Here is a 21,298-nt window from a genome sequence, read left to right on the forward strand (position 1 = left end):
TCACCCAGCGGACCGTATGGTGGAAACAACCGGAACAACTTGAGCGCCCTGGTTCCCCTGCTGCCATTCATCGAACAACAGGCATTATGGCAACAGATCAGTAATCCGTTCAAAGTGCTCGATCCAGCTACCCCTGTGCAGTTCTACAGTTCGATGGGACCCAATCCCGAGATGGGTTTGAGCGCTCACCAATCGGCGCGCTACGATCCTTGGATGACAAACGTCGCGACCTATCGCTGCCCGAGCGATCCCGGCACGGGGCTGCCGGCTCAAGGTCGAACGAACCATGGTGTTTGTATCGGCGATGCACTGGGCCAGCAGAACACAGGTGGTGTCAACGAAACGGGACAAGCCAACGCCACCGTCTATCCGCGAGCCGTCAAAGCGAATCGTGGCATGTTTCGTTCGCGCGTGGCGATGGGATTCCGGGATGTGTTGGACGGCTTGGCCAATACCATCGCAGCCGGTGAGTTCAATACGGATCTCGGTGACCGTCAAGTCACCACGCAAGCGGTAAACGACGCTTCGTTTTCAGCAACGATTATCAACAACCCCTCGCTGTGCACGACGTCAACGGAGATCGATCCGCCCCGTCCAAGTTTTGGCTCATCCGACGGAAGCGTGCGCCCGAGGTTTTCAAGGCATGGCTCCCGTATCGAAGGATTTATTTGTGGGATGTGATTATCAATGTTAGACTGGCACTGCCGGGAGAAACGGAGCCGAGCTCTGCAGAGGTGCTGGCTTGGCAAGGGATATCTCGGTCGCCAGCGTTTCCCTGCAAAAGCGGTACGCCAATGGTGTTGTCGGTCCCTGGCGAGCGTTTGTTCGTCAGGGACGCATTTCTGAACGATCATTGGATACGAGAGCCATGCCTCAAAAATCCTTCCGCTGTGCTCTGCGCACGATTCCGTCGGATGAACCCAAGTTTTTGGAGAGGTGATTCCACGGCCCTGGCAGGGGCGGCTGAAATCCAACGTGGTATGAAATGGGCATGTGGTTTTCCCGTGTTCTCTACTATCACGACGATGACGCCGCCGAACTCGCCCATCTGCAGCACCGGCGGCAGCACATGACAACCCGGCAGCTACAGCCCCAGCAGTCGACATCAAGGCGGTGCTCACGTCCTGGTGGGCGATGGCGCGGTGAAGTTCATTACGGATTCAATTGAATCCGGGAACCAGCAAGCCGGCAACATCTGGTATGGCGGCACCGGGAATGACCACGCTCCCCCAGTGAAGCAACTTCATTGGGGGGCGGCTCAAACACGTGCTGTATTGCGACGGTTGTCGGTCGCGCCAGCCCCACTGAATCGACTCAGCAGGGCTGGCAATAGCACGAGGTCGGCGAACAAGGCCGTCGTGAGTGTGAGACAGCCCATGATCCCAAACAGCCTGGCATCGCGGGCGTCGGCGAAGACGGCGGTCAGCATCCCAGCCACCAACACGATCGTTGTCATCAGCAAGGCGGAGCCGACCCCGGTGAAGGCGCGGCGGATCACATCTTCATGATCGCCGCCGATTCGCCTCTCCTCTTGATAACGCGTCAAAAAGTGAATCGTGTCGTCCACCGCGATGCCGATGCAGATCGTGAAAACACACACCGTCACGAGCTCTAAATGCTGTCCGCTGAGCATCAGCATCGCGCCGGTTGCCGCCAGCGGGAAAAGGTTGGGTACGATCGAAATCAATCCGATTCGAATCGAACGGTACACCAGCGTCAGAACCAGCCAAATGACAATGCTGGCCGTCCCCAGGCTGGTCGCGAGGTCGGTGACGATGCGGTAGACATTTCGCCACCGCCACGGCGCATCCCCTTCGAGAGAAAGCGAGAAGTTCGGGTGCTGCTGCATGACGCCGCCAAGTCGCGATTCGATGCGTGAGAACACATCACCGTAGGCGGCGATGCCCAGGTCTTGCACACGGAACTGAACCGATGCGAATCGGCCCTCAGGTTGATAGAACGCTCGCTTCAGAGGCGGCGGCAGCAGCTCCAGCAGCGTCATTCGCTCCGCCGCGTCACCGTCACCAGGCAAAGCTGCGATCAATTGATGCAGCCCCAACGGATGACCGATGAGGGGTTCCTGACGAAGCGTCTCGTCGACGTCGTTGAGAACCTGCAGCAGCTCACCATCGTCGGCCTGTTCGCTCCAGTTCACTGAGACGAAACCGAATTCGAGTCCACCGAGCGACTGGTCGAGATGGCGGAGTGCTTGGGCCGCCTCGGCCGATTCGCTCAACCCACTGTATCGTTTCTCATCCGGCTGTAGGTTGAGGGCGATTATCGCCAAGATCGTCGTGGAGATGATCGCCGCTGCGGCCACCGCCCGATCATGCCGCAACACCCAGGCAATGAGCGGATCGATCCGCTTGAGCTGCCCATCGATGAGACTGTTTCCGATACCCACGTGCAGGCGTCGTCCCAGCGGCGAGCGGCATCCCAAGGGGATCACCGTCAATACACTGATCAAGGTCATCGCCACGCCCAGTACACAGCACCAACCAAAGTCTTGGACGATCTCATGGTGGGCGAACGACAATGAGAAAAATCCGATCGCGGTCGTGAGGCTGGTCAACAGACAGGCCAATCCGACGCGGGCGAGCCCCCGGCGTGTGGCGTCGCGAACACTCAGTCCAGCGGCGCGTTGGCTACGGATCTCCACCATCAAATGCACCGCATCGGTCAAGCCCACCAGGCTGATCAGGATCGGGACGATGATGTCGTTAAAAGGATTGTCCTGCAAGTCAAAGAAGTGCAGCACACCCATCGTCCAGAACACCCCCATCGCCGGGGCTACCGCGACCAACAGCACAGCGGCGAACCCGCGGAAGAGAAACAAAGCCGACAGCAGCATGATGCTATAGCCGAGCAACTGATACTGACGTGAATTGACCACGTGATTCTCGACGGTCATCAGGTGCAGCGGGACCGGGCCGGTCAACTGGACGTCGATATCCGCGCCAGCAATCTGCGCCGCTGCCCGCTCGGCCTGCTCGCGAATCTCGGTCGTCGCCGCAGCATCGTCGGTGACGAAAAACCAATCGAGCTGCAGGTGCAACAGCAAGGTTTTGCCATCGGAAGAGATCAGCTGCCCCACGGCCAGTGGATTGCGGAGGACTTCGTCGCGGGCGGTTTGCATTTGGCGGGGCGACGCATGCGAACTCGGCAATAGAGTTCCTGAAAGCCCGAAAACGTTGAAGTCCGGAATGTCGTCGAGCCACAAGACGCTGCTCACCTGTGGCAATGCTTGCAACTGCTCGGTCACATGGCGCATCGCCGTCAATCCAGCCTCGGTGAAGAACCCGTCACTGCGCGCCACCAGTACGCATTCACCACCAGCGACCTGGAACGGTTTGACTCTCGATGCCTGACGCGAAACATTCTTTGGCTTCGGTTGACTGCGGCGATGCGTCTCAGCAGCCGGCTCGGTCTGGGATACCGGTGGGGTGACCCAGTCCAGGATGAGCGATGGTTGGATGTATCCGATCAACGCGATCGTCGACATCACGACGACGACGATCACTTGTAAGATCGGGCGATCGGCCCATCCATAGAACAACCGAGTGGCCAGACCCGGGCGGCCTGCGGCGTTTTCATTTTCACTTGGAGGCATTACCGCTCCGCCGCCGCGGTCTCGACTTCCTCATGATCCAAAACACCATCCCGGTTTCGATCCATTTTGCGAAACCCAAACTTCTGAAAAGTCAACGGAGTTTCTTCACGGAGGATCCGGCCGTCGCCGTCTTGGTCCATCGCCGCCAAGAACTTCCGCACCCGGCTTTGGATTGCCTGGTCGGCGGCCAATCGATCGTCATCCTGGCCACCGGCCGACGAACCGGATTGCGCCGTCGGCACGTCGCCAGCCTCCTCCCGCCGGGCAACAGTGCGGGTGCGGTGTCGCGGCCGGGCGACATCCAGAAACGCGATCGCCATCTCCTCCCAGGTTTGATCGCCCCAGGTGACGTACTCCTCCGGCGCGGGATTGGCTGGGTTGGCCGCGGAGTTGTCAAATGTCACCGTCATGTCCAAGGATTCGATCTCATCAAGCGGAAGAGACTCAGCAAATTGGTAGTAGTGCTGCCAATTGAAATCGTAATGAGGCACCCGCAGCAGATCCTCTACCTCGCCACCGCGCCGCTGCGCTTTCAATTGAAACGACTTGCCACGCAGGTGCATGTGAGGCGTCACTCCGAGTAGCCGGCTCTCAGGATCGAACCGATCGAGTGAGATGTGCACGTCGTAGTCTTCGGTTCGCGGCGGGATCTCGAAGTCGTGATCAATAGCCACGCGCGTGAACACCTCATGGGTCACGTCGGCCGGCTCCGCAAACCAAACGCCGACGCGCGAGATATCGTCGCTGGCGCGTCCGTTGGGCGTGTAGTGCATCTGGAAAATCAGCTTTGATCCAGCTGGGATGCGGCGAGCATGGTCAGGAGGCAATATCGCCGTTCGCTGGCCGGGGACGTAGGCCCCGAGCCAACCGATACCGCGCGAATCACTGCCGTCGGGTGGGCGGACAAATACAATCGCATGATGGACCACGCGGGCGTTGCCCGGCACGACCTGGGCGGCCCGGACCCAACGATCTTCCTCCCATCCGGGGTCCACGACATAGTATTGGTAATCGACAACGTCATCTGCGGGAACATGGAAAGGGCGGTCCCGCATCGGGATCACCAGTTCCGGATCCGTCGGCAGATGCCACCCCGAGTTCCACGTTGGTGTCGGCGGCAGGTCGTCCGCATCTCCCTCGGCCATGCCCTGGTCGATCCAGCGGGCGATCGTATCGCGGGCCTGCTCGGGCATCTTCCGCTCGCCGACGAAATGTCCGATCGTCGGGTCGGCATGCCACGGCGGCATGCGTTTCTGATCGATGACCTCCAACATCATCTGCCCCCATCCCACGACCTCGTCATAATCGGTCAAGGCAAATGGCGCGATCTCACTGTCGCGGTGACATTCCACGCAGTGCTGATTCAAGATCGGTGCCACGTCCGCAGTGAAAGTCACCGTGGCTGCGTCTGCATCCTTTCCGCTCGGGTGAGGGATCTTCGTGATCAAACAACCGACACCAGGTGTCTGTGGATGCTCAACGGTTTCGCCTGCGAGCAACGATTCGATCGCCTCACGCAGGTCATGCTGCGTCGGTTTCGCCCGAGCCAATCCCGGCTCGTATTGATCATCGATGCGGCCTCGGTAGCGAACCCGTCCCGCTGCATCGACAACGAAAACCTCAGGCGTCCGCTCGGCATCGAAGACGGCAAGGACCGACTGATCGGCGTCTTTGGCGATAGGAAAGGTCAGACCCACGTCCTTGGCATAGTCAGCGATTTCAGCCGGTGAGTCCTGAGCGTTGCTGTCGACGCCAACAAACGTCACTCCTTGATCGCCAAATCTGTCCTTCAGTCGCTCCAGTCGCGGTCCGTATAGTCTCGCCAACGGGCATTCCGTGCCCAGAAAGCAGACGACGGTGAACTCGCTCGGCGGCAACGTGATCGCCTGGCCTGCGGGATCGCGCAGCTGCAGTTTCAATAGCGGAATTGGACCTGCAGCGGTGGCTCCCCGCATCCCGACGAGGCAAACAAACACACCAATACCAGCATAACGAAGAAGCTGCGAGCAAATATTCATGACGTGGCCGGACAGTCCATCTTCGTGCACAGGATCGATCAACAACGTGATTGATTGTCCCGGCCCCGCCGTCAGTAGTCAATCGCGCCAGCATGAACTCACTGCAGCGGTCTCGATCTCCGCGTGAACGAAGCAGCCGCCCGCAATTCTTTTGCGGCGGTGACCATCTGCTCGAGAGCGGGAACAACCTCTTCCCAGCGACGGGTTTTCAGACCGCAATCCGGATTTACCCACAGTCGCTGATAAGGAATTCGTTCGGCCGCCTTTTGCATCAGCCCGATGATTTGTTCCTGTGTGGGGATGTTGGGCGAATGGATGTCGTAGACGCCCGGCCCGATGGCGTTGGGATAATCGAAGCGACGGAACGCCTCGAGCAGCTCCATGTCCGATCTCGATGTTTCGATTGTGATCACGTCGGCGTCCATCTCGGCAATCGATTCGATGATGTCATTGAACTCGGAGTAGCACATGTGCGTGTGAATTTGTGTTGCATCGGCGACACCATTCGCGGCAATTCGAAAAGACTCGATGGCCCAGTCTAGATAGACCTTCCATTGGGACCGTCTCAAGGGCAAGCCCTCACGTAGGGCAGCTTCATCGATCTGAATGATACGCACGCCGGCTTTCTCGAGATCCTGCACTTCGCTGCGAATCGCCAACGCGAGCTGTTGGCAAGAGACCCAACGCGGTTGGTCGTCCCGCACAAAGGACCAATTCAAGATCGTCACCGGGCCGGTCAACATGCCTTTCACGGGCTGGTCGGTGAGCGATTGGGCATAGGTCGTCCACGCCACCGTCATCGGTTGAGGGCGGCTGATGTCACCGAAGAGAACCGGTGGTTTGACACAGCGTGAGCCATAGGATTGGACCCAGCCCAACTCGCTGAAGGCGTAACCATCGAGCTGTTCGCCGAAGTACTCAACCATGTCGTTTCGTTCGGGCTCGCCATGGACCAGCACGTCGAGTCCGAGTGATTCCTGTTCGGCGATGCAGTGCGCGATTTCGGCTTGCATCACGTCGCGGTAGGCGGTCTCTGTTATCGCTCCCGACTTAAACTGTCTTCGCACGCGGCGAATCTCAGGGGTTTGCGGGAAGGAACCGATTGTGGTCGTGGGAAAGAGTGGCAGCGGCACCACGCCTGCCTGAACCTTCGCTCGCTCCGCGTAGGCGCTGCTGCGTTTGCCGAGCTGCGCATCGATCTTGGCAACGGCGGCCCGGACGGCTGGACTGTTCACCCGAGGTGAGCCCCGTCGCGATTGCACCGCTGCGGCGTTGGCGTCGAGTGCAGCCTGCACCGAGCTGCGGCCGCGGTTGAGAGCTGTCTGTAGAATCTGGAGCTCCTCCAGTTTCTGGGTAGCGAAAGCCAACCAAGACTGGACCTCGCTATCCAATTTCGATTCCAATGCCAAGTCGACAGGCACGTGCAGCAGCGAGCAGGAGGGAGCGATCCACAGTCGATTACCCAACTGCTCTGCGATGGGTTCGAGCCAATCAAGGGTTGCGTTCAGATCTGCCTTCCAGATATTGCGGCCGTTGACAACACCCAGCGAAATAACTCGATCCTCAGGTGCCTGGCGGATTAAGTCGCGTACCTCACTGGGCGCATTAACGGCGTCGAGATGGACGCCATCTACCGGCAGAGCGGCAGCAGCCGCGAGATTGTCCTGCAACGGACCGAAGTAGGTCGTCAGCATCATCTTGACACCTGTACCACGGAGCGATTCGTAGGCGGCAGCAAAGGTCGCTTTCCATTCCGGATCAAGATCCATCGCCAAAATCGGTTCGTCGATCTGCACCCACTGCACGCCCTCGGCGGCGAGCGTGCGCAGCAACTCCGCGTACACAGGCAACAGCCGAGGTAGCAGCGAGAGCTTGTCCGTCGCGTCCTTGGATTTACCCAGGGCGAGGTAGGTCAACGGTCCGATCAGGACAGGCTTGGCGTCGAACACCCGCGACCGCACCTCGCGAACCTGAGCCAACAACTCGGCCGCATGAAGTGAGAACACGGTATCGGTGTCGAACTCGGGGACGATGTAGTGGTAGTTGGTGTCAAACCACTTCGTCATCTCTCCCGCAGCGATGCCGAGGGAACAACCGTCGTGTCGATCGGCCGATGGTGCCGACCGGCCACGGGCAACCCGGAAGTACAGATCTCGCGACTCACCGCTGAAATCCCGCACACGCCTGGGAAGATTACCCAAGAGGAAACTCATGTCGAGCACTTGATCGTAGAACGAAAAGTCTCCGACCGGCACCCAATCCAGCCGCGACTGGGTCCGCCAGTTCTGTTGGCGGAGATCAGCACCCACTTCTTCTAGCTCACTGAGCGTAGATTGGCCCTTCCAATAGGCTTCTAAGGCGAACTTCAACTCACGGGCTGCCCCGATACGCGGGAATCCCAAGTTGTGCGTCTTGACCATCGTGAAAATCTCTCTGAAAGCGGTAATGAGTATCGTCGATGGGCAAACAGTATCACTGCATTAGCATGAGTAGAAATGATATGATTTGATACATCCATGAATATTACTCATAGACAACTACACCATGAATTCAATCGAACGCATCCATTTAGAGATTGTCCGCGCCGTCGACGAGTTAGGGTCGCTGACAGCGGCAGCCGAGCGTTTATATGTCACCCAGCCGGCCCTGAGTCATTCGATTCGCAAGCTCGAAGAGTCGATCGGCCTCCAGGTCTGGACGCGCGAAGGCAGATCGTTGAGGTTGACCCAGGCGGGAGAGTACGTGCTGTCGGTCGCCCAGCGCATATTGCCGCAGTTCGAGCAACTCGAACTGCAACTCGAGCAGTTTGCCGAAGGCGGACGAGGCGTCCTGCGCATCGGGATGGAATGCCATCCATGCTATCAATGGCTGCTGAAAATCGTTGCGCCGTACCTGGAGGCCTGGCCGGGGGTCGACCTGGACGTGAAGCAGAAGTTCCAGTTTGGTGGCGTCGATGCTCTCGACGATCACGAGATCGACGTGCTCGTGACACCGGACCCGGTTCGGAGGTCGGGTTTGGTATTCGAGCCGGTATTCGACTATGAACACGTCTTGGTTGTCGGCCCCGACCATTCGCTATGCGGGGAAAAGTTCGTCACACCCGCCCATCTCGCTGGCGAGACGATCATCACGTATCCGGTTTCAGCCGACCGACTCGATGTCTTCAGCCGATTTTTAACGCCGGCCGGAATGGTTCCGAAGCGTCACAAGCGGATTGAAACCACAGACATCATGTTGCAGATGGTCGCAAGCGGCCGCGGCGTCGCGGCGCTCCCGCGTTGGCTGGTTGTCGAACAAGGCAAACACTTTGACCTCGTCCCCCTGCCATTGGGCGAGAACGGGCTATCGAAGCAAATCTTTCTCGGACTGCGTCAGGCCGATTTGGAAGTTGACTACGTCAGCGCGTTCCTAGACCGAGCGCGAGCGATGCGGTCGAACCCTCCCTGCGCAGAGCCTGGATCTTGATCGCCGGGGCGGTCGCCCCGGCCGATCCTGGCCATGTCTACAGCGACAATTTCAAGATCGGCGCCAGGATCTGTTTCAGCGATTCGTCTTGCGTCGATCGTCCCGCGACCATGGCGGTCGATTTCAGTTGACGCAGAGCCGCCCGGGCCGCGGGCATTCGCTCGTTGGGCTGGACGTGCGAATAGGTCCACTGATTGGCATCGAGACGGAACTGGACCCAACGGGCGTCGGCGTGATCGGAGGTCCCCGTCGCCCCCGATTCCGACTCTGACTGGGGAGTGGTCGTGTAATCGTCCATTGCAATTCGGCGGAGCAGGCCGGCGGTCACGCGTGGGTCGACCTTCGGTTGGCTTTCACTTTCGGCTCGAGCTTGTGCAGCAGACTCCTCTCGGTTGACCTCTCGTTCGATCTCGTCCAGCTCGCCGCTGTAGACTTTCGATGCGCCCACGGACATGGGAGCGTCGTCGAGATAATTGCCACCCGGCTGGTAGCTCCCGTGATCATAGATCGAGCCGGCGCTATAGGGGAGCGTGTCGGAGAGAGTTTGTCCATCGCGTTCGCTCATTCGGCTCGATGCCCGCGGCAGGGGCTTGAGCGGGCTGGCTGCCTCCGCCTGGGCTTGCCCCCGGGCTCGAGCCGCCTCCATCTTCTCTGCCATGATCTCCTGGGTCGACGCCGGAGCATTTTCAGCGGCGGCGGCAGCGGGATTGGCAGTGGGAGCAGCAGAATCTGGTGCCGCCTCCGAGCCAGCGGATTGCTTGTGCGACCAACCGAATTGCTCGAGCGCCTTAATGATCTGCTGAGATTGGTCGGCGAGCTGTTGCAGTGCTGCTTGAGTGGATTGATCGGCGCCTTCGCTCTGGGCCTGGCGGAGCGAATCGGCAGCCAATTTTCGGGTCAAGCTCGCATCGCTCCAGACCACTCCAGCCAACGCCCAGTCGCTGACGCCGCTCGGGGAAGCGGCACTCGGCTGTGCCGGACGCGTTCCCGTTCCCGGGCCGGTGTCTTGAGCGTGCGTCGGGGCAAGGGGCATGGCCACCAGGGCGGCCAGACAGGAATTCAGTAGCAGGCAAACCTTGAAACTCATCGAAACTCTCCGCTAGGTGTTGGACAGGACGCCGCCATTCTAATGCAAGCGGTATGCCAATGCGAACAAGTGCTCAGCGAATCCAGTGCCCGGTCTGCCGAGCCCGATCCCGAAAATCCTCATCGATCAGCAAACGCAGTAAGCCGCGATACCGTTGGGAGATCAGAGCCAGCGTTCGCGTATCGACTTGGTGGTGGCGACAGGCCCGCCGCAGAGCGCAGGCGTGACGCGCCAGTAGTCGCCGATCGCTGGAGCTAGAAACCAGGGCCGTGAGATTGCCGATCATCTCCATCATCATGACCGATGCGTTTCGATCCGCGGCGACATAGGTTCGCAATTGGTCAAACACGAGCGAGGCAAAGACTGCGAACGTGACCGGTGCCACGATGATCCGCAGTCGCTCCTGCTCATCGTAGCGAGCCGATTCAGGCAACTCACGCTCCGCCAGAGTTTCCAGGGCCGATTGCAGCCATTCCAAGCAACTGATCGCGGTGAAGGGATCGTTCACGCCCGGCGACAACGCCCGCATGGCGACCTCGACCAACTGATCGATCAGAAAACGCAAATCTTGGGTCGCCGATCGCTGGGCCCCGCAGACAAATAACGCTGCCAGTTTCCCTTGCAAGTGCTCGTCGACGCGATCGCAGGGCGAAGCCAGTAGAAGGACGCTCGACCGGGTGACAAAATCGCCCGGACTCGGCTGCAGATGTAGAACCAAATCCTTCTCCTGAGCAATCTCCATCAGCCGATCGCCATCGACGTACTGAAGGTACCCCGTGCCGTTGGAGCAAACCTGTGCCGCCGATTCATCAAACAGAGGCGGCAGCGTGGCAACGCGTTGGTCGTCGGAATCGGCCGACTGAGGATCGCCGAGGCGGGCGGGAAACTGCCCATCGATTTGACGATCGAGTTCCCTTCCAACATTGGCAATGATATTGGAAACGTGAATGGTCTCGGGAATGTGATGGATATAAAAGATCAATACACCCACACTCGCGATCGCCATCAACACGCCCACGATCACCGACAGGTGCGGCACGAAGGCAGAGGCTAAATCCATTTCGCTCTGCACCCCTGGAGGGAGCGATTCGGCATTGCGGACCGTACGAAGTACCATCAAGCAATACAAGAAAGTGGCGATGAACACGCCCAGAGTGAACTGATTGGCTTTGTCAGCCATGAAGTTATTGAGCAGTCGGGGACCGACCTGGCTCGTGGCTGACGAAATCGACAGGATCGTCATGGAGAAGGTCACGCCCGCCACGGTGATCATGGACCCCGCGACCGTCGACAGCACCGCCCGTGCCCCCGCCGGCTGGTTCGCATTGAGCCAATCGATATCGTCTATCCATCCCGCCCCGATCCGGCTGTCGATGGTCGTCGTGACCAGCGACAGAATGATCGCACCGATGGCCATCAGCGAAGGAACGAACCAGTAGGAGGCACGGATTTTTTCCCAAAGTGGCACGAACAAGGCGCGCATCGAAAGTTCGCTCATGAATGCGGCGCTATGATTTAACCGCGCAGGTTTCGCAGGACCGTGGGCAGGATACCGCCGTTGCGGTAGTACTGCAGTTCCACGGGCGTATCGATCCGGACACGGCAATCGAACTGCGTTTTCTTGCCCGCAGGGTCAGTCGCAGTCACCGCAATCAGCGATCGCGGCTCGAGATCATTAGACAAGTCCACAATATCGAAGCTTTCCTCACCGGTGATCCCCAGCGATTCCCAGGTTGCGTCGTTGGCAAACTCCAGCGGCAAGACACCCATGCCGACGAGATTGCTACGGTGAATCCGCTCAAAACTCGCAGCGATGACGGCTTTGACGCCTAGCATCATCGTGCCCTTGGCAGCCCAGTCACGGCTGCTGCCGGTACCGTACTCCGTGCCTGCCAGAACAACGAGTGGGACATCGTCTGCCTGATACTTCATCGAAGCATCGTAGATACTCATCACTTCGTCGGTCGGCAGGTAACGTGTCACGCCGCCTTCGGTACCCGGTGCGAGCCGATTGCGAATCCGGATGTTGGCGAATGTGCCCCGTACCATCACGCGGTCGTTACCGCGCCGCGAACCGAACGAATTGAACTCGCGAACGGGAACGCCGTTCTCTTGCAAGTAATGCCCGGCAGGCCCGTCCGACGCGATGGCGCCCGCGGGAGAAATATGGTCGGTCGTGACTGAATCGTTCAACAGAGCCAGCACCCGGGCGCCGGTGATCGGGCCAATGTCTGGAACCGCCTCTCCGGTGACCCCATCGAGGAATGGTGGGTGGTGAATGTAGGTGCTCTCTTCACGCCATGGATACAGGGCACCGCCAGCGATATCGATGGCATTCCACAACTCATTTCCTTTAACCGCCGCGTCGTATTCCTTGGTAAACATCTCAGGCTTGATGCAGGCCGCGATGGTGTCGCGGATCTCATCGGCGGTTGGCCAGATGTCGCTGAGGAAGACATCTTTGCCGTCGGTGCCTTGACCGAGTGGCTCTTTGACGAGATCAATGTCCGTCGTTCCGGCAAGTGCATAAGCGACAACCAACGGTGGGCTCGCCAAGTAGTTCGCCCGGGTCATCGGATTGACGCGGCCTTCAAAGTTGCGGTTCCCACTGAGCACGGCTGAGGCGACGAGATCACCTTCCTTGATCGCGTTGGCAACAGGCTCGGGCAAGGGGCCGGAGTTGCCGATGCAGGTCGTGCATCCATATCCGACCGTGTTGAACCCGAGCTGGTCGAGGGCTTCGGTCAGCCCAGCACGATTGAGGTAGTCCGTCACGACACGGGACCCTGGTGCCAACGACGTCTTGACGTGCGAGGCCACTTTCAGTCCTCGCTCGGCAGCCCGTTTGGCAACCAATCCGGCCCCCACCATCACCGATGGATTGGACGTGTTGGTGCAGGAAGTGATCGCAGCGATCACGACCGCGCCGTGGGTGATCTCGCTGCTTTGTCCGTCGCCGGACACCTTGCCCACTCGATCGAGTGCAGCAGCATCCAAACCGAAGCCGGACTTGCCGACAGGTGCAGTCAACGATTTCTCAAACTCGTTCTTCATGTTCGCCAGCTCAATGCGGTCTTGAGGGCGCTTCGGTCCCGCCAAGCTCGGCACGACAGTCGACAGGTCCAGCGAGAGGGTTTTCGTGTAGTTCAATTTCGGTCCGTCATCGACACGGAACAAACCTTGTTCCTTGCAATATCGCTCGACGAGCTCCACGTTCTGTTTGCTGCGTCCGGTTTGCCGCAGGTACTCGAGCGTCACATCATCGACGGGGAAGAATCCCATCGTGGCCCCGTATTCCGGCGCCATGTTTGCGATCGTCGCCCGGTCGGCCACGCTCATCGCGTTCATGCCCGTTCCAAAGAACTCAACGAACTTGCCAACAACCCCTTCGTTGCGAAGGATTTCGACGACCCGCAACACCATATCCGTCGCGGTCGCGCCAGCAGGAATTTCGCCAGTCAATTCGAATCCGATGACTTCGGGCATCAGCATATACAGCGGCTGGCCGAGCATATTGGCTTCGGCTTCGATTCCGCCGACACCCCAGCCGAGGACGCCGAGCCCGTTGATCATCGTGGTGTGAGAATCAGTTCCCACTAAGGTATCCGGGACGGCGACGGGGCCCTGGTCGTCATTGGAGATCGCGACCACGCGAGCGAGGTATTCCAGGTTCACTTGGTGGACGATGCCCACGTTGGGCGGCACGACGGTGAAATTATCGAATGCGTTCTGCCCCCAGCGCAGAAACTCGTAGCGTTCCTTGTTCCGCTCGAACTCCATTTCGACATTGCGAATCAGTGCCCCTTCGCTACCGAAAAAGTCGACTTGGACGGAGTGATCAACCACCAGATCGACGGGAATCAGCGGGTTGATCTTGTTCGGATCACCACCAATTCGCTGCATCGCCGATCGCATCGCGGCGAGGTCCACTACAGCGGGAACGCCCGTAAAATCCTGCAGAACCACGCGATAGGGTTTGAATGGCACCTCGTGAGGGGCGACCTCCGAGGCCTGCCAGCTCGCCAGGTTCTTGACGTCGTCCTGCGAAATCTGGAAGTCATCACAATTTCGCAACACCGCCTCGAGCAGCACGCGGATCGAAAACGGCAAACGGTCGATTTGCCCCAACCCCTGTTTCTGCAACGTTTCCAAACGATACAGGGCCGCTTTGCCCGAGCCGGTTTCGAACTGTTCGCGTGCACCGAATAAATCCGCAGTCACTGGTTGGTTTCCTTCATAGAATGGCAAAAGCTAGCGTAGTTACCTGAGTTTAACAGCGATTGCCCGAAATGTCTTCTAGCCATGGATCACCACTGATCGTTTTCCCCCCTCAATGAGCCCCCCATGATTGAAAAACCCCACGATACGGATGATTTCCACGCCTTCAACGCGGGCACGGGTGAACCGATTTCCCCCGGATTCTCAGAAGCCACCGAGCAGCAGATCGAGACAGCCGCCGAGGCAGCCGCCGACGCCTCGCTGTGGCTGAGTAGCAGTTCGCCACGCCGCCGCGGCGAACTGCTCGACCGCGTCGCGGCGGGGCTGATCGAGCGACAACAGGAAATTGTCGAACGCTGTGCACTCGAAACGGGATACCTTGCCGAGCGGGTGATTGGCGAGTTCCAGCGTGCCACCGGGCAATTGAAACTTTTCGCCCAGCTCGCCCGCCAATCATGGTGGGACGAGCGTCAAGTCGATCCCGCCGATCCCGACCGTGGCATCGGTACTGGCATCGCTCGCCCCCGACCCGAAATGCGGCGACGGCTCGTGCCCGTCGGCCCCGTCGCCGTGTTCGGCGCCTGCAACTTCCCCTTGGCGATCTCGGTCATCGGCAACGAGTTTGTCGCCGCGATCGCGGTTGGCTGTCCCGTGATCGTGAAATCACATCCCTCCCACCCTGGCACCTGTGAACTGCTCGGCCAGGTCGCTACCGAAGCGGTGAAGGAACTTGGCTTCCCCAGCGGCACGTTTGCGCTCCTGCACGGCCGCCGCCCCGAGACTTCCCGGCGACTCGTCGAGCACCCCGCGATTGCCGCAGTGGGCTTCACCGGCAGCCCCAAGGGCGGCCGGGCCCTTGCCGACGCGGTCCTGCATCGCCCGCACCCCATCCCCCTGTTCGCTGAACTCGGCAGCACCAACCCAGTCTTCTTGGCCGCCGGCGCGATCGAGAGCCGGGGCGAATCGATTGCGACCGGGTTTGCTGAGTCGCTGCGTTTCGGAAATGGTCACATGTGTACCAAACCCGGCGTGGTGCTCATGCTCGAGCGCCAGAGCGGCCCTTGGATCGAACAGGTCACGCGCGTGATGTCGCAGCAACCGCCACTGCCACTCCTGAGTGAATCCATTGCAGAGGCCTTCGATCAAAGTATCGCCAGGTACCGATCGACGCCCGACGTGCAAACGCTCTATGACGGCGGACGGGGCGGACCAGCAGACGGCCCCTGGCATCGCGGCCCACACTGGTTCGCGACCGATCCGGCGACCGCGATCGGCTGCCCGGACCTGCAAGCTGAATCGCTGTTGCACTGCGAAACCTTCGGGCCGGCATCCTTATTGGTTCTCTGCCAGGACGAGTCGGAGATGCTCTTGATGGCGAGACAATTCAGCGGTTCGCTGACAACGACCTTGCACGCCAGCGAAGCCGACGGCGAGTTCACGGCGGATTGGCTGCCCCTCGCGGAACGCTTCGCTGGCCGCATCATCCACAATGGCTGGCCCACAGGAATGGAGATCGGGCCCGCGACGCAGCACGGTGGCCCCTACCCAGCGAGCTTGGACGGCAACAGCACCTCGGTCGGATACGCCAGCCTCCAACGTTTCCTACGCCCAGTCTGCTACCAGAACTGGCCCGCCAGCGAACTCACCGCGACCGGGGATTGGTCTCAGGCCACGGGACCGATGCCGTGACAGTGGGAACCCGCAGCGATGACGCTGTCGTTCACCCACCAACCGCTCTACGCCGAAGACGCTTTACAAAACAGCCGGTCACTCGAGCGTCGCGAACGCCGTCGGAGATGTCAAACTACGAGTCGGTCACGCGGAATCGAACAGGCGTACCGTCGGGCAAGTCCTTGATCTGACGATGGAGATCACCACAGAATCGGACCCTTTCGTCGATAGTGTTCGTACCGACGTTATCCACATCAACTTCGCCACCGAGAATTGTCGGCATCTTGAAATGATAACAACGCAGGGGATCGATACTGAGGCCGACGCAGCGAAGTCGGTCGACTAGGCTCGAGTACAAAAGCACGTCGGCATCGTCGTCTTGGCTGAGCGTCCGAAGTAGTGACGATTCGGTTTCGCAGTAGCGATCAAATGCCGCCTCTTCGAGATCAAGCAAGTAGACGCCAGACTCAGCGGTCAGGAACACGTCACCAAAACAAGTAACGCATATCGGGATACATTTCGGTGGAAGCAGCCAGCCCCATTCGACGAGCGCCGCGGTCCAGTTGATGTCAGGCTTCGGCAGAAGATAGTCGGATGGGTTCATTTCTTCAGTCGGACGATCCCGCACCCAGGAGCCACATTTGAATCGGGCCAACACTGGGGGCTCTTCTAAAAGGGCAGTTAGCGTGTGCAGCGGCTCAATCCACCGGTAGCCACTGAACACCGTCGAGGATGACATGTCCGTCCGTGTCGCGGTTGGTGATCGTAAGCTGGGATTGTTGACTGAATTCGAATTGCCCCAGCGAGATGAACAGTCCTTCGATAGGCGGCTTCTGACGTTGGTTGACCTGGACGTTGGCGGTTCCGTTGAGGTGAACGATCGAAACGGGGACGTTGGTGGCTCGGTTGTCATGGGTCGTGTAGGCAAGACGAACCTCATATCGGCCGCGCTTGGGAAGCCGGGCGGTGTAGGTGGCGGAGCATTGACCGTTTCCAAGACCACCGTCGTGAAAGTAGCCGAGGCCCAGCGATTCCCCGGTGCGTGTGCTGCGGGTCCAAGTGCCGCTGCGTTCTGCCTGTTCGTCATCCAAGACGAGCCCAGAAAGTTTGTCGGGATTCAGACCGATCGTAGCGGATTGCTCAGTCGGATCGGCCGCTGCTACCTCGAGCTGGGCACCATCTTCTATCAGGCGTTTCCGTAGCAAGTCGTAGGGGACGTCCTGCACTGAGATATCTGCGTCGATGGCCTGAGCCGCGGCGGTAGCAGCAGCCTGGCCGAGGCACATGAAGACTGGTTCCATCCGAATACTTCCGAAAGCGATGTGTGTGGAAGAGAGCGACCAGGGTACAAGCAGGTTGGTACACTCGTCATGCGGCGGGACGATCGCCCGGTAAGAGATAGGGTACGGCCCCTTGTTGCGGAGCGGCTTTTGGATGTCGCCTTCGTTCTTCACGGATCCATTGTCCACCAGACGCTGGACGTTGTGCGAGTCCATGGTGTAGGCCCCCATGGCGATGGAATCACTGATGGGTGTCTCGTTGCGACAGTGAGCCTCGGTCATGACGAACGGTGACGCCATGCGGCGGGCTTCGCGTACGTAGAGGTTGTAGGGGACACCTTCGTTGTCGGAAAACTCGTCTTTGGAGAGCCCCCACTTGGACCACGTTCTGCGGACGTCCTCGGGAACTCGCGAGTGATTTTGGATCGTCCAGATGAGGCCGAGTTGCCAGTACGCGTGTCGGTCAGCGAGGGCGTCGCGTTGGCGATGTGTCAGTGTCGCCCAGTTCCACGGCTCCCCCTCTTCGTCGATCCCATAGTTCATTCCGATGTAGTCCATCGAAACTCCCGAGGCGTTATTGGCATCGGTCTTGCGATTGGGGATGGGGGAAGTCTTGAAATACTTTGCTGACTTTCCGGCCTCCGCGGCACGAAGGACCAGCTCAAAGTCGGCTTCGTCATAGCTTGCGGGTTTCTCGATGGTGATGCGATTCTGGGGCACATCGGTTAAACAGAGACGATAACAGTACGCCTGAAAACGGTCGTCACCGGCACCTGCGACAGTCTTCGGTGCGTTCGGGTTGGAGTTGGTCACACCTCGAATCAAACCCGAATCACGATCGCCTGGAATGACATAAGGGTCGATCCTAACCGTGATCTGGTTCCCGTGGCTCGTGCTGGTAAAGCCATTATGAGTCTCATCAAACTCCGCGTTTGATTCACGGCCCATGCGGAACGAGACGTCTGCAGCCGCCATCAGGTCGCCTTCATAAGAGGCGTCGATGAACATCTGCCCCTGGATGGTCCTGCCATCTTCGAGCCGGAGTTGTGTGATCGTCGTGCCATGCTTTTGAATCCCGCGTGCCTGGTCGATACGACCTGACAAGATTGCCACACCGGCTTCCGCAGCCATGTCCTGGAATACCTTCTCGGCGACTTTCGGCTCGAAGACACTGGCGAGCTGCGTTGACGAATCGAAGGTCGGGGCTCCTTGGCCGCGCGTCGGGAACTCGCTGCGTTGTTGCTGAACCCACGCCGAGTCATCTTGATAATGCTGGTAAACGCGGTGATAGAATTCTCGGGAAAGACCACCGAGAATGGCTCTGTTGCCGATGTCGGTCCATCCCAGCCCGGAAGACGTCAGGCCGCCGAGGTGGCCGTGATGGTCCGAAATCAGAACGACGTCCTTGCCCATCCGCGCAGCCTGGACCGCAGCCGTAACACCGCCTGCGCCGTCACCATAAACGACGATATCGGCAGCAACATCGCCAGCGATTGTGGGCTCGGCGGCATCGGCTCGCGCCTCAGCCTCGTTTGACTTCTCAGGCTTCGAGTGTGCAGCAGTGACGGATGTTTTCTCAGACTGATGCTCATCCAGGATGTCCTGAAGTTCGCTCCGAGCGGCTCTCGCGTCCCCGTCTGCTTCGTCTGCAATAGGTTCGGCAGGAAGGTTCCGCGCATCGACCAGCTCCCCGGTCTTCTTCAGGCGCCACTGGCCGTTAAAAACCGCTTCTTTGCTGTCGACGACACCGTAGGTATAGGCGTGTGATCTGCCGGGTCGACCGTGGAACTGGGGAACAAGCGAGTGGCCGTCCAGAGAGAGCCCGTCGGAAGATTTCGCGCCGCTCAATTCGCAGAATGTTGGAAAGAGATCGACAACGTCCACGAGGTCATCACAAATCGTACCGACGGGAACGGCCGGCGGCCCCCAAACGATCATGGGAACGTGGGTTCCACCGTCGGTGACCGAGAACTTTCCACCGTTGACGTTTCCAAATTTCGTATGCCGGGTATGAGCCCGTTCGCCGGGTTGGCCGACTTTCGGGTTAGCAAAGTCAGGCTCGTTGGTCCCGTTATCGGCCATGAAAACGACATAGGTGTTCTCTCGGATCCCCAGCTCATCGACCGCATCGAGGAGTCGCTTGACCAGCTTGTCGAGGTAGGCGACCATGCCGCTCAGGCTGGCCTCACGTTGTGGCGTTGCCGCCCGGTCGTCAGGTGTCTGGATCACCGGCCAATGGGGCATCATCTCGTTGTGCACGATCAGAAATGGCTCGTCAGCCTGCTGGGCTTGCCGCATGAAATCGATGGCATAGTCAACGAGCACGTCAGGACCAAAGCTATCTGCAATGTCATTGCGGATGACGCCATCCTGGTTAAAAGTCGGGTTCCAATACCGCGTCGTCTTCTCCCCTCTGCCCGACTCGGGATTGGTCTTCCAAATCTGCCACAGACACCACGAGTCGAAGCCTGAATCGCGAGGATGCTCAGGGTGAATTTCGAGCGTGCCCAGCTGCCACTTTCCCGTGACGGTGGTGCGATAACCTCTCGCACGCAACCGCTGGGCGAACGTCGGCATCCTCTGAAAGTCAACAATCTTTTTCGTGCCGCGATGAACCGGTAACACTCCGGTCTGCTGGTGGCGACTCGCATAGAGGCCTGTGTGCATGCTGACGCGTGAAGGTGTGCAGACGCCGCTAGCGTATGCCCGGGTAAAACGAATGCCTTCGGCCGCCATCTGATCAAGATTCGGTGTTGAGAAATCCAGCCCGCCATAGGAGTTCAGTGCCTCGTACCCCAGGTCATCCACGTAGACAAACAGGATGTTGGGCTTGCTCGTGTCGTCGACTGCATTGGCGTCCAATACACTGAGCAAAGTCAACACAGCCACCAGGCCTGCGATTACTGCTTGATTCACTTGTCTTCCAGCTAGTTTGTGGGGATCTCTCAAAGCGACAGGGGAAACTTCTTTCGCTTCCCCCAAGCCTTGCTCCTGACGTGGTGCTCGGCCCCGGTATTGTACTCGACGCCGGGATTAGCCATGACATCGCTGTGCCCGACTCGAATCGGAGCACGAGCACGATGTCGCTTCCTGCCACAACAGTTGCGTCCCTAAGGGACAAGAAAAAGGGCGGCAGTCCCATGCTCTCGATAAGTTGGAGCAAATCGTCAGCTGAGACCGTCCACACGGCAATACTTCGAAGCTTGCGCCATTGCGTCCTAACAACTTTGCGTTTGTTACCGTTAACCATCCTGCCGGTGGTGTCACTGTTTGTCGATCTAATCGACGTTGGCCCCGCAGTGGTGAGCCGAGGGTCGTAGGGCTCCGAGTAGCTCCCCCAGCGGGTGACACAAATCACGCAGTTTTTAAGACTCATCCGACGGAAGCGTGCGCGAGGTTTTCAAGGCATGGCTCCCGTATCCAAGGATTTATTTGTGGGATGTGATTATCAATGTTAGACTGGCACTGCCGGAAGAAACGGAGCCGAGCTCTGCAGAGGTGCTGACTTGGCAAGGGATATCTCGGTCGACGGTACGCCAATGGTGTTGTCGGTCCCTGGCGAGCGTTTGTTCGTCAGGGACGCATTTTTGAACGGGTGTGACCGGCGTTCCGCCGGTCACTTTTTAAGCGATTGGCAATCTGGGTAACGAAAAAGCGGCCAACCTGCCATGATCTGGGTTCTGAACATCCGAATCACATAGGCAGGAGGCCGCTAAGATGAGCGTCGAGCATTCAAACACGAATGGCAACCCCACTTCCACGACAAATATCCCGCAATCACCTGAGCAGCTTGCCGAGCAACGGCAGCAACTTGGCGATCAACTGCGTGCTGGGGTTCGTGAGGCTGCCAAGCAAGGACAGTCGTTCGATCAGACCGAGCGATCCGTTCAAGAGGCTCTCAGGAAGATCGGTTGCCAGGCAATGCAGTTCTTCATTTCAATGCAGGGAA

General features: G+C 59.1%; 10 protein-coding genes and 3 pseudogenes. 5 read left to right on the forward strand and 8 right to left on the reverse strand.

Features of this window, described 5'->3' with window-relative positions:
- Positions 1 to 24: 24 nt before the first annotated feature.
- A pseudogene (locus CA85_RS17990) lies at positions 25 to 681 on the forward strand (DUF1559 family PulG-like putative transporter); the annotation flags it as partial.
- Between the two features lie 416 nt (positions 682 to 1,097).
- Positions 1,098 to 1,160: pseudogene (locus tag CA85_RS26035) on the forward strand (H-X9-DG-CTERM domain-containing protein); the annotation flags it as partial.
- A gap of 98 nt (positions 1,161 to 1,258) precedes the next feature.
- Here CA85_RS26035 and CA85_RS25790 read toward each other — a convergent pair.
- The 3 genes from CA85_RS25790 to metE all read right to left on the reverse strand — a co-directional run bounded on the left by CA85_RS25790 (position 1,259) and on the right by metE (position 8,048).
- Positions 1,259 to 3,610, reverse strand: coding sequence for an efflux RND transporter permease subunit (locus tag CA85_RS25790; protein ID WP_146392728.1), 2,352 nt, complete (start codon positions 3,608 to 3,610; stop codon positions 1,259 to 1,261).
- Positions 3,610 to 5,628: a redoxin domain-containing protein gene (locus CA85_RS18005; protein ID WP_222435476.1), complete on the reverse strand. Its 2,019-nt coding sequence runs from the start codon at positions 5,626 to 5,628 to the stop codon at positions 3,610 to 3,612. The genes CA85_RS25790 and CA85_RS18005 overlap by 1 nt, the downstream gene beginning before the upstream one ends.
- Before the next feature lie 98 nt (positions 5,629 to 5,726).
- The gene (metE, locus tag CA85_RS18010; RefSeq protein ID WP_146392730.1) at positions 5,727 to 8,048 is read right to left on the reverse strand and encodes a 5-methyltetrahydropteroyltriglutamate--homocysteine S-methyltransferase; all 2,322 of its coding nucleotides are present in this window, start codon (positions 8,046 to 8,048) and stop codon (positions 5,727 to 5,729) included.
- 124 nt (positions 8,049 to 8,172) lie between these two features.
- Between metE and CA85_RS18015 the strand changes: the two genes are divergently transcribed.
- A complete protein-coding gene (locus CA85_RS18015) occupies positions 8,173 to 9,093 on the forward strand; it encodes a LysR family transcriptional regulator (protein ID WP_146392731.1) in 921 nt (306 codons plus the stop codon).
- Between the two features lie 37 nt (positions 9,094 to 9,130).
- Here CA85_RS18015 and CA85_RS18020 read toward each other — a convergent pair whose 3' ends face one another.
- The 3 genes from CA85_RS18020 to acnA form a co-directional block, all read right to left on the reverse strand.
- The gene (locus CA85_RS18020; RefSeq protein WP_146392732.1) at positions 9,131 to 10,180 is read right to left on the reverse strand and encodes a hypothetical protein; all 1,050 of its coding nucleotides are present in this window, start codon (positions 10,178 to 10,180) and stop codon (positions 9,131 to 9,133) included.
- Positions 10,181 to 10,253: 73 nt separating this feature from the next.
- Positions 10,254 to 11,678, reverse strand: coding sequence for a DUF2254 domain-containing protein (locus CA85_RS18025; RefSeq protein WP_246112934.1), 1,425 nt, complete (start codon positions 11,676 to 11,678; stop codon positions 10,254 to 10,256).
- A 17-nt stretch (positions 11,679 to 11,695) separates the two neighbouring features.
- Complete coding sequence (gene acnA / locus CA85_RS18030) at positions 11,696 to 14,401, reverse strand: aconitate hydratase AcnA (RefSeq protein ID WP_146392733.1); 2,706 nt, start codon at positions 14,399 to 14,401, stop codon at positions 11,696 to 11,698.
- A gap of 123 nt (positions 14,402 to 14,524) precedes the next feature.
- On the opposite strand from acnA, the gene CA85_RS18035 reads away from it, so the two are divergent.
- Positions 14,525 to 16,087, forward strand: coding sequence for an aldehyde dehydrogenase (NADP(+)) (locus CA85_RS18035; protein ID WP_146392734.1), 1,563 nt, complete (start codon positions 14,525 to 14,527; stop codon positions 16,085 to 16,087).
- Between the two features lie 115 nt (positions 16,088 to 16,202).
- On the opposite strand, the gene CA85_RS18040 is transcribed toward CA85_RS18035, so the two are convergent.
- Positions 16,203 to 16,673, reverse strand: coding sequence for a T6SS immunity protein Tdi1 domain-containing protein (locus tag CA85_RS18040; RefSeq protein WP_146392735.1), 471 nt, complete (start codon positions 16,671 to 16,673; stop codon positions 16,203 to 16,205).
- Positions 16,674 to 16,767: 94 nt separating this feature from the next.
- Complete coding sequence (locus CA85_RS18045) at positions 16,768 to 20,265, reverse strand: FAD-dependent oxidoreductase (protein WP_146392736.1); 3,498 nt, start codon at positions 20,263 to 20,265, stop codon at positions 16,768 to 16,770.
- Positions 20,266 to 21,066: 801 nt separating this feature from the next.
- On the opposite strand from CA85_RS18045, the pseudogene CA85_RS18050 reads away from it, so the two are divergent.
- Positions 21,067 to 21,298: pseudogene (locus CA85_RS18050) on the forward strand (ISKra4-like element ISRma1 family transposase); the annotation flags it as partial.

Origin of the sequence: Allorhodopirellula solitaria (assembly GCF_007859855.1) — a bacterium.
In the GTDB taxonomy this organism is placed as follows: Bacteria; Planctomycetota; Planctomycetia; order Pirellulales; family Pirellulaceae; genus Rhodopirellula; species Rhodopirellula solitaria.

Excerpts from the sequence above, each read along its gene's own strand:
- CA85_RS25790 (WP_146392728.1), bottom strand. The coding sequence starts at position 3,610 with ATGCCTCCAAGTGAAAATGAAAACGCCGCAGGCCGCCCGGGTCTGGCC.
- CA85_RS18005 (WP_222435476.1), bottom strand. The coding sequence starts at position 5,628 with ATGAATATTTGCTCGCAGCTTCTTCGTTATGCTGGTATTGGTGTGTTT.
- metE (WP_146392730.1), bottom strand. The coding sequence starts at position 8,048 with ATGGTCAAGACGCACAACTTGGGATTCCCGCGTATCGGGGCAGCCCGT.
- CA85_RS18015 (WP_146392731.1), top strand. The coding sequence starts at position 8,173 with ATGAATTCAATCGAACGCATCCATTTAGAGATTGTCCGCGCCGTCGAC.
- CA85_RS18020 (WP_146392732.1), bottom strand. The coding sequence starts at position 10,180 with ATGAGTTTCAAGGTTTGCCTGCTACTGAATTCCTGTCTGGCCGCCCTG.
- CA85_RS18025 (WP_246112934.1), bottom strand. The coding sequence starts at position 11,678 with ATGAGCGAACTTTCGATGCGCGCCTTGTTCGTGCCACTTTGGGAAAAA.
- CA85_RS18035 (WP_146392734.1), top strand. The coding sequence starts at position 14,525 with ATGATTGAAAAACCCCACGATACGGATGATTTCCACGCCTTCAACGCG.
- CA85_RS18040 (WP_146392735.1), bottom strand. The coding sequence starts at position 16,673 with ATGAACCCATCCGACTATCTTCTGCCGAAGCCTGACATCAACTGGACC.